Raw genomic sequence first — 9,314 nt, 5'->3', positions numbered from 1 at the left:
TCACCCGTTTGGGTTTCAGTTAACCAAATAAGAATTTGCATTTTCGTTAATGTCGTATCATAATTATCATCTTCTTCTACGAGTGATTGTTCAAATTTGGCCAGACTGATATAGTGCCCTCTTCCTTTTAAAAGGCACGTTTTGATTGGAAAAGGCAGCATTTTTTTAAGCAACGGGATATCCTTCTCCATTAACTGTTGTTGCAACTGGGTTGTATATGTACTGATTACCACTGATTGGCCTGTTTGTTTGGCAAAAATTGCTCCAGGAATTAAATATGCTAACGATTTCCCAACACCTGTTCCCGCTTCAATTAGCGCATGCTGCCCACTCTGAAAAGAATGATAAATCGAATCCATCATTAAAAATTGACCTTGCCGCTTTTCATAGACAGGAAAAGCATTTTTCATCAAACTCTCTTTTTCTGCCTCTGAAAAAGGATAGTTGGCCGTATTTTGTTTCTTATCATCATCAAGGCTCTGGCTTTTTTTTATGGCTAATCCACGGTAGATTTCAAGCTCAGGCTTTATGATTTCAACCCTCTGTTGTTTATGCTCAAGCAAATCTTCAAGGAGCATCTGAATATCGCTTTTTAATCCTCCTGAAAGCTTAGCGAGCTGTTTTAGAGTTTTTTCGGGAAGCTCTTCAAGTCGGTTTAAAAAATTAATGAATAATTGTGCTGTAACAAAGGCGTCACTGTCCGCTTGGTGAGGCCGGTCATGTTCAAGGCCCTCCTGAAGGGCTAAATCTGAAAGTTTATAACTATCAGCAGTCGGAAATAGGATGCGCGCTAATTCAACTGTATCTAGGACGGGCCCGTAAAAGCCATTCATCCCTGATTCAATTAATTCATCTTGTAAAAACGACAAATCAAATAGGACATTATGAGCTACAAAATAGGCATCTTCAAGAAGGCTTGCCACTTTTTCTGCAATTTCCGAGAATAACGGAGCATCATGAACCATATCATCATTTAAACCAGTTAATTCCTCAATAAAAACAGGAATTTTTTGTTGAGGATTCACTAATGAATTAAATTGTTTCGTAATTTTACCGTTTTCAATGACAACCGCTGCAAATTGAATTATTTTATCTCCTCTTTTGGGAGAATTACCAGTTGTCTCTAAATCAATCACAACATATTTATTGTTCATGTAATACACCTCTTACCTTCATTCAAACAAACGGTATCATAATTACGGAAAAAAAACTATCATTAGTTGTTTAGATCACCTAAGGACATTCATTACTTTTCTTCCACAATCATTGCATCATTATACGAATGGTGCGCTGAAATAAAAAAAACCCCCAAAATTGGAGGTTACATAACTGTTGCTTCAGGCTCAGCTGCAATCATGTCCACGATTTGATTATACTCGTTCATGATTGCCACTCTAGGCTTATGGCTATGAATTTTCTCTTCTGAAACCAATGCATAAGAAATAATAATGACAACATCCCCTTCATGAACAAGGCGAGCTGCTGCACCGTTTAAACAAACAACACCACTGCCTCTCTTTCCGGGAATAATATAGGTTTCGAACCTTGCACCATTATTGTTATTTACAATTTGTACCTTTTCATTTGGAACCATACCAACTGCATCAAGAATTTCCTCATCAATTGTGATGCTGCCAACATAATTTAAATTGGCTTCAGTGACTCGAGCTCGATGGATTTTTGCATTCATCATTGTACGAAACATAATTTTCCCCCTGTTAGAACCTATTCGTTCTTTAATTGAATAATTAGATTATCGATTAATCGGACGTTGTTAAATTTAACCGCGACAGCAATGATTATTTTTCCGGTTAACTTATCCATTTCCCTTAGTTCCGGATATGAATAGATTTCAATATAATCAATTGTGCCCTTTGTTTGATCATTTATATAAGACTCAACGATATTTACGATTTTGTTCGGATCTGTTTCACCATTCACTATCGCTTCCTTAGCAAGTTTCAACCCCTGATAGATTGCCGGGGCCTGAACTCTCTCCTCAGGAAGCAAATTAACATTGCGTGAACTTTTGGCCAGTCCATCCTCTTCCCTAACCGTTTCAACAGGAACCAATTCAATTGGAAAGTTAAAATCATTGATCACTCCATCGACAACGGCAACCTGCTGGGCATCTTTCATTCCAAAATACGCTTTATCCGGCATGACAATATTGAAAAGTTTTATTAAAACCGTTGCCACACCATCAAAATGACCAGGCCGGGACTTACCGCATAGTACATCTGTACGGTCCACTACCGATACAGAAACAGATGGTTGATTTGGATACATCTCATCAACACTTGGATAAAATATATAGTCAACGTGATGATTTTGAGCGACTAGCTGATCTCGTTCGAAATCTCGTGGATACGATTCAAAATCTTCATTTGGTCCAAATTGTAATGGATTAACGAAAATGCTGACTACTACAATATCATTTTCTTTTCTGGCTTGGTCCATTAAATAAGCATGACCTTCATGCAAATATCCCATTGTTGGAACATAGCCAATTGACTTTGACTCTTTTTTACATTGAAGAATATCTGTTTGTAGTTCTTTTATATTTGTAAAGATTTTCATGATTTTCCCCCATATAAGCCGACTAATTCTTCTTCCTTCATGGTAAAGCTTTGCTGCTCAGATGGAAACTGTCCTTCTTTTACTTCTTTAACATATGAGGTTAAACCCATGGAAATCAGTTCATTACTATCGACATATTGTTTTACAAATTTCGGAGCACGATCGACTCCATATTTGATTACATCATGATAAACCAATACTTGTCCATCACAATGTATTCCAGCTCCTATTCCAATTGTTGGGATGGTTAAGATTGACTGGATTTCTTCAGCTAATTGCTTAGGCACACATTCTAATACAAGCATGAAGGCTCCTGCTTCTTGACATCTTAATGCATCATCAATCAATTTTCGTGCAGCTTTTGCATTTTTCCCTTGGACCTTATACCCACCAAGAACGCCTACAGATTGCGGGGTTAGACCAAGATGAGATACAACTGGGATTCCGGCATTGGTTAACGCCGCAATACTTTCAAAAACACCATCTCCACCCTCTAGCTTGACCGCATGTGCACCTGTCTCTTGAATAAGTCTGGCTCCATTAATAAGTGTATCTCTTAAAGATAAGTGATAACTCATAAATGGCATGTCAACCACGATAAAGGTATCTTTTGCACCGCGTTTAACCGCTTTTGTATGATGGATCATATCCTCCATTGTAACAGGCACTGTGGAATCATATCCAAGTACAACCATGCCCAACGAATCACCAACGAGTATCACATCTACGCCGGATCGCTCTGCTAATTTTGCTGAAGGGTAGTCATAAGCTGTAAGCATGACTATTTTTTCGTTGTTTTCTTTCATTTTCAAAAAATCAGTAGTTTGCTTCATCATCTTTCCTCCGTTTCATCAAGTAGAAGAGGAGACAAAACAAAAAATCCCTCTTTGGCAGAAGGATTCTATTGGTTAAGGTTATTGTTTGTTTTATCCCTCTGTCCTGGTCCATTGTCGGATCTAGGCAGAATCCATTATTAAAATATTATTTTAGAAGGTGCAGTTCACTCAGATACTGCCCAAAAAGATTATACCAGACAAATGGGATGTTTGGCTATAATTAACTTAATTTTCAGAGAGGTCAATATCAGCGGAATAGACATAATGAATGGTTCCGGCCTCATCCTCAATCATCAAAACCCCATCCTCGGTAATCCCGAGCGCTTTTCCACGAATATTTTCTGTAAGCGTTCTGGCGGTAATAGTTTTCCCAATACTTATTGCATAGCTTTCCCATAATAATTTAATCGGTTCAAATCCCTTTTCTAAGTAAAGCAAATACAGGTTTTCAAAATTTGCGAAAACCGCTCTTATTAATTTAGCACGAGATATTTTTTCTCCCTGTTCAATTGAAAGAGAGGTAGCAATCTCCCGAAGTTCCTCAGGATAATCTTCGAGCTTTTGATTTACGTTGATCCCTACTCCGATTATGATGGCAAAAATTCGGTCTGCTTCTGCTTGCAGCTCGGTTAAGATCCCGGTTACTTTTTTGCCGTTGATTAAAATATCATTTGGCCATTTTATTTGTGGTGACAACTTCGAAACCTCTTCAATCGCTTGGACAATCGCTACTGCTGTGATTAAAGTTAATTGCGGTGCCTGAGCAATCGGGATATTAGGGCGAAGGATCATACTCATCCAAATACCGGTATATTTCGGTGAATGCCAAATACGATCCATACGTCCGCGACCAGTTAGTTGCTCTTCAGCAATCACAACCGTTCCTTCAGGAGCATTTTCATAAGACAATGTTTTAGCAATTTTTTGAGTGGAATCAACACTTTCCTTAAAATGAATGACCTGACCTAAAAATTTGGTTTTTAATCCCAGGCGGATTTCATCAGCCGAAATCTGTTCCGGTGTTTTTACAATGCGATACCCTTTTCGCTGAACTGCTTCTAATTCAAATCCATGTTTTCTCAAATCCTCGACATGCTTCCAAACAGCCGTCCTTGAGCATCCGATCAAATCTGCTAAATATTGTCCTGAAAGATAGTCACCATTTGCCGCTGTAAACGCATCTAATAGCTTTTTTCTTACTTCTGACTGCAAAATAACACCCACTCTCTTATCCTTGTATTTTCATTTAACAGTCTTCCCTCAAGAATTTCTTTTTCAATCAATTCTATCCATTCCTTAATCCAAGCACCTGAGGGCCGATCCAATAATTCCATTAAATCCGTTCCTGATATTTCAAGCTCACGCCGTGATTGAATCGGAAGGGTGTCATATCGCTTAATCAACTCATCGATTGACTCATCTGGTTCCTGATGATTAATGACATTAAATACTCTTTCAGCTTGTAATAAAATCTCTTTACCTGCCGCATATAAGGATAAATGATCCCATCCATTTGCCAAGCGATAACGAATCCACTGATTGATTGCTTGTATTTCCCTAATTCGCTTAACAGGTAATTTCCAATTCCTTAAGAACTTTTCAACTTCCTGTGGTTCAATCCTTAATGCATAAATGAGCAATCCCCACATTTCTGAAATATGTAAATCTGAACATGGATATTGCTGTAGTTCAGCGATGCTCATTTGGCTCACTTTTAGACTAGGCAGATATTGGTCTAAATTGGTTTTATTTAAAAGGTGAATGGCTTCGATTCGATTAGGACCCATTAATAATTTTTCAAATTCTGATGTTTTTCTTTCAACCGCAATATGTTGAAGCAAAGATCCCATAATCGTTAAGGCTTCGTAACATGTAGGATCAAGGGTAAAGTTCAATTGGCTGACAAACCGAAGCGCCCGCATCATCCTTAAAGCATCCTCTGAAAATCGCTCCTCTGCATTTCCAACTGTAACAATGGTTTTCTCAGCAATCGCTTTTTGGCCATTAAATGGATCAATTAATTCACCATTTTTGTTCATTGCCATCGCATTCATTGTAAAATCACGGCGCTTAAGGTCCTCGATTAATGAGCGTATAAAATAAACCTCATTTGGTCTGCGGTAATCCTTGTATCCAGACTCTGAACGAAAAGTGGTAATTTCATAGCCCGTTCCCTTATAAAGAACCAAAACGGTTCCATGCTCGATTCCAATATCAACTGTATTAGGGAAGATCGCTTTTATTTCATTTGGAGTTGCCGATGTCGCTATATCAATATCGGAAATCGCTCGATTTAAAAGATAATCTCGAACAGATCCTCCAACAAAATATGCTTCAAAACCAGCTTCCTCTATTTTTGCTAAGATTGGAACTGCACTTTTAAATATTTGGTCCACTTTTATTCACCATTCTCTAACAGACTTTTATAAATATCCTCATACTGTGACACAATTTGTTCAGCGCCGAACTTTGTTGTCGCAATTCTAATCGCCTTTTCGGAGAAGCTCTGATGGAGTTTCTCATCGTTTAGAAGCTCTATCCCTTTAGCTGCGATCGTTTCAATATCACCTAACTCACAAATAAACCCTGTTTCTCCATCTGAAATCACTTCCGGGATTCCGCCGACGTTTGTACCAATACAAGGTACACCACAAGCCATCCCTTCCAATACAACGAGCCCGAAGCTTTCTTTCTCTGATAGGAGTAGCATTAAATCGCTGATTGAATAAAGCTCTTCAAGATTTTCTTGTTTACCTAAAAACAGTACTTTATTTCTTATACCAAGATCACACACAAGCCTGCTGACAACAGACATCTCCGGGCCATCCCCTACCAATAAGAGCTTAGCCGGAATTTTTTCTGCTATCATGGCAAAAGATTTCACAACATCTGGTAGCCGTTTTACGGGACGGAAATTGGATACATGAATGATTACTTTTTCATCATCTGCTATCTCTAATTCCTCTCGTAATAATTGGCAATCCTTTTTTTGATAAACGCGGTTATCAATAAAATTATAAACGGGATGAATCAATTTATTTGATTGAAGTAATTCATTTGTTTGTACGATCAAGGAATTCGAAACTGCCGTTACATAATCTGATTTTTCAATTCCGAAACGAATCGCATTTGATAAAGAAGGATCATTCCCTAAAACCGTAATATCTGTACCGTGTAAGGTGGTGACAATTTTTAAATTACGGCCGCTCATTTGCTTTGCTAATATCGCACATACCGCATGGGGAATGGCGTAATGTACATGCAGAAGGTCCAGTTCTTCCATGTTGGCTACCTCAGCCATTTTGCTGGCTAATGCAATATCGTATGGTGGATATTGAAACACAGAGTATTGGTTAACCTCTACCTGATGATAGAAAATATTATGGTACATTTTCTTTAAACGAAACGGAAGACTAGAGGAAATGAAATGAATTTCATGGCCTCTCTCCGCCAATAATTTACCTAGTTCCGTAGCAACAACACCTGATCCGCCGATGGTGGGATAGCAGGTAATGCCAATTTTCAATTTTTTCATTGATGATCCCCTAACAAATCGTATTGAACAAGCAACGGTTTCCTCAATTTAAAGCCTTCTGCATATTGGACGCCTACTTCTTTACCGAATAGTCTTTCGCGCGCCTCAACTGCTTCAATATAACCATTCACAAGCGGGGTATCAACTGTTTCCTTGTCTTTCACGAATTGACTTTTATATGCTTGTAAAGCTGCCTTTTTTTTCTCAATAAATAAAGAGATATCGACTACAATATCAGGATTATGGAATCCATTAATCATATATAGATACAAACTTCTTGGACGATGAGCCGGATAGGTGCAAGTAGATTCGTATTTTCTGATTCCCGCAGAAAAAGCCGCCTCTTCAACAAGGCGGGCACAATTTCCATGATCCGGATGACGATCCTCAAAAAAAGGGGCAAAAATAATTTTAGGCTTGTACATGCGAATCACTTCAACCACTTTTTTTATATTTTCTTCATTTAAAAATAAACCTCTATCGGGCAAATCGAGAGTTTTACGAACCTTAACTCCGAGAATTTCAGCAGCATGATAGGCTTCTCGCTCCCGTAATTCCACTGTCCCATTTGATGACAACTCAGCTTTTGTAAGGTCACATATTCCAATCGATTTCCCTTGGGAAGCAAACTTAGCAATCGTGCCTCCCATTCCAATTTCAACATCATCTGCATGAGCCCCAAAGGCTAGGATATCTAATTCGATCTCTGAATTCTCCGTTAACGATTCTGATTGAGGATATTTCTCCATTCGATATCACCCCGTTCCAACCCTTTAATAAGCACTTCTGCTGTTCCCATATTGGTTGCTAACGGAACCGAGTAAACATCGCAAAGACGCACTAAAGCTGTCACATCCGGTTCATGAGGCTGGGCTGTTAGCGGATCTCTGAAAAAGAAAACAATATCCATTTTGTTTTTAGCAATCATTGCACCAATTTCTTGATCTCCTCCAAGCGGGCCGGATTGAAACCGTTCCACTTCTAGACCGGTAGCCTCCATTATCCTGCTTCCTGTTGTACCTGTCCCAAACAATGTATGCTTTTCAAATATTCCCTGATAGGCTAAAACAAATCTGACAAGATCGTCCTTTTTTTTATCATGAGCAATTAGTGCGATATTCATGAGATTTTCCCCAATCTATTTTTGTTTATTCGATAATGTTTTCAAGACCGTAAACTAAGGATTCAATCTTAATAACCGTTTCAACAGCAAGCTTGACACCTGACATAAAAGAAGCACGATTATAAGAGTCGTGACGAATCGTTAACGTCTGTCCTTCAGAGCCAAATAGAACCTCTTGATGTGCGATAAGTCCTGGTAATCTTACAGAATGAATGCGTAATCCTTCAAAATTCGCCCCGCGTGCACCTTGAATGGTTTCTTTTTCATTCGGATGGCCTTGACTCTTCGGTGTTCTCACTTCGCTAATCATTTGAGCAGTTTTCACTGCTGTTCCTGATGGAGCATCTAATTTTTGATCGTGGTGAAGCTCGATAATTTCAATATCTTGAAAATATTTGGCGGCCAGCTTTGAAAACTTCATCATCAATACCGCACCGACAGCAAAATTCGGAGCAATAATACAGCCAAGTTCCTTCTCGTTGCAAATTGCCTCTAGTTCCTTTAGATCGTCTTCGGAAAAACCAGTTGTTCCAACTACTGGACGCACTCCATATTGAAGAGCCGTCTTCGTATGATACATTCCCACCTCTGGAGTTGTTAAATCAATCAGCACATCTGGTTTTTGTTCAGTGAAACATTGTTCAATATTACTGTAAATAGGAGCCTCAACACCTAAAAAGCCATCAATTTCACTTAAATTTTTGCCATCATTTTTATGATCTAGAACAGCCACAAGTTCAAAATTTTCAGTAGTTGAAACTAGATGAACTGCTTCCTTTCCCATTCGGCCACGCGGACCAGCTACGACAATCTTCACTTTATTCATTTTCGTTTTTCTCCTCTTTCGTATGTATGGTTGTCCAACGATCTTTATCGCGGGTGTTAAACTTATGCATGACTAAATTATGGGCACTTTCTAAATCAATATTTAATGAGTTCGCCATACAAATCAACACAAAGAGCATATCACCAAGCTCTTCTTCAATTTCTTTAGGTTCCTCAGTTGCTTTTTTCGGTTTTTCGCCGTAGTAGTGGTTCACTTCTCTAGCCAGTTCGCCCAATTCCTCCGTCATTCTGGCCAGCATCGCAAGTGGACTGAAATATCCTTCTTTAAATTGACCTATGTATGCGTCCACTTCCTCTTGAAGCTGCTTCACTGTCTTTTGCTCATGCATCCATTTCACCTCAGAAACATATAAAAGTACTTTCGCTTTAATTATTTGGCTTTGTTAAAGAACAA

Annotated in this window: 11 protein-coding genes; all 11 read right to left on the bottom strand. The window is 38.7% G+C overall.

Annotated features, from left to right (window positions below):
• Positions 1–1,154, bottom strand: a 1,154-nt coding sequence (locus ACI48O_RS05525; protein WP_435560732.1) for an exonuclease domain-containing protein, incomplete at its 3' end; no start/stop codon positions are given.
• Between the two features lie 167 nt (positions 1,155–1,321).
• A complete protein-coding gene (gene panD, locus ACI48O_RS05520) occupies positions 1,322–1,705 on the bottom strand; it encodes an aspartate 1-decarboxylase (protein WP_435560731.1) in 384 nt (127 codons plus the stop codon).
• 20 nt (positions 1,706–1,725) lie between these two features.
• Complete coding sequence (gene panC, locus ACI48O_RS05515; RefSeq protein WP_435560730.1) at positions 1,726–2,580, bottom strand: pantoate--beta-alanine ligase; 855 nt, start codon at positions 2,578–2,580, stop codon at positions 1,726–1,728.
• Positions 2,577–3,413, bottom strand: coding sequence for a 3-methyl-2-oxobutanoate hydroxymethyltransferase (panB, locus tag ACI48O_RS05510; protein ID WP_435560729.1), 837 nt, complete (start codon positions 3,411–3,413; stop codon positions 2,577–2,579). Before panB ends, panC begins: the two co-directional genes overlap by 4 nt.
• Positions 3,414–3,641: 228 nt before the next feature.
• Positions 3,642–4,628 carry a biotin--[acetyl-CoA-carboxylase] ligase gene (locus tag ACI48O_RS05505; protein WP_435560728.1) on the bottom strand — a complete coding sequence of 329 codons (987 nt, stop codon included), beginning with the start codon at positions 4,626–4,628 and terminating at the stop codon, positions 3,642–3,644.
• Positions 4,613–5,812, bottom strand: coding sequence for a CCA tRNA nucleotidyltransferase (locus tag ACI48O_RS05500; RefSeq protein WP_435560727.1), 1,200 nt, complete (start codon positions 5,810–5,812; stop codon positions 4,613–4,615). The genes ACI48O_RS05505 and ACI48O_RS05500 overlap by 16 nt, the downstream gene beginning before the upstream one ends.
• A 2-nt stretch (positions 5,813–5,814) precedes the next feature.
• Positions 5,815–6,951 carry an N-acetyl-alpha-D-glucosaminyl L-malate synthase BshA gene (gene bshA / locus ACI48O_RS05495; protein ID WP_435560726.1) on the bottom strand — a complete coding sequence of 379 codons (1,137 nt, stop codon included), beginning with the start codon at positions 6,949–6,951 and terminating at the stop codon, positions 5,815–5,817.
• Positions 6,948–7,700, bottom strand: coding sequence for a bacillithiol biosynthesis deacetylase BshB1 (bshB1, locus tag ACI48O_RS05490; RefSeq protein WP_435560725.1), 753 nt, complete (start codon positions 7,698–7,700; stop codon positions 6,948–6,950). The genes bshA and bshB1 overlap by 4 nt, the downstream gene beginning before the upstream one ends.
• The gene (gene mgsA / locus ACI48O_RS05485; protein ID WP_435560724.1) at positions 7,670–8,074 is read right to left on the bottom strand and encodes a methylglyoxal synthase; all 405 of its coding nucleotides are present in this window, start codon (positions 8,072–8,074) and stop codon (positions 7,670–7,672) included. The genes bshB1 and mgsA overlap by 31 nt, the downstream gene beginning before the upstream one ends.
• A gap of 25 nt (positions 8,075–8,099) precedes the next feature.
• Complete coding sequence (gene dapB, locus ACI48O_RS05480) at positions 8,100–8,900, bottom strand: 4-hydroxy-tetrahydrodipicolinate reductase (RefSeq protein ID WP_435560723.1); 801 nt, start codon at positions 8,898–8,900, stop codon at positions 8,100–8,102.
• Positions 8,893–9,249 carry a nucleotide pyrophosphohydrolase gene (locus ACI48O_RS05475; RefSeq protein ID WP_435560722.1) on the bottom strand — a complete coding sequence of 119 codons (357 nt, stop codon included), beginning with the start codon at positions 9,247–9,249 and terminating at the stop codon, positions 8,893–8,895. The genes dapB and ACI48O_RS05475 overlap by 8 nt, the downstream gene beginning before the upstream one ends.
• Positions 9,250–9,314: the final 65 nt, after the last annotated feature.

The organism is Neobacillus terrisolis, assembly GCF_051233475.1.
Classification (GTDB): domain Bacteria; phylum Bacillota; class Bacilli; order Bacillales; family Cytobacillaceae; genus Bacillus_BU.
The sequence above is the reverse complement of the archived record's forward strand: the minus strand, read 5'-3'. Positions and strand labels throughout refer to the sequence as shown.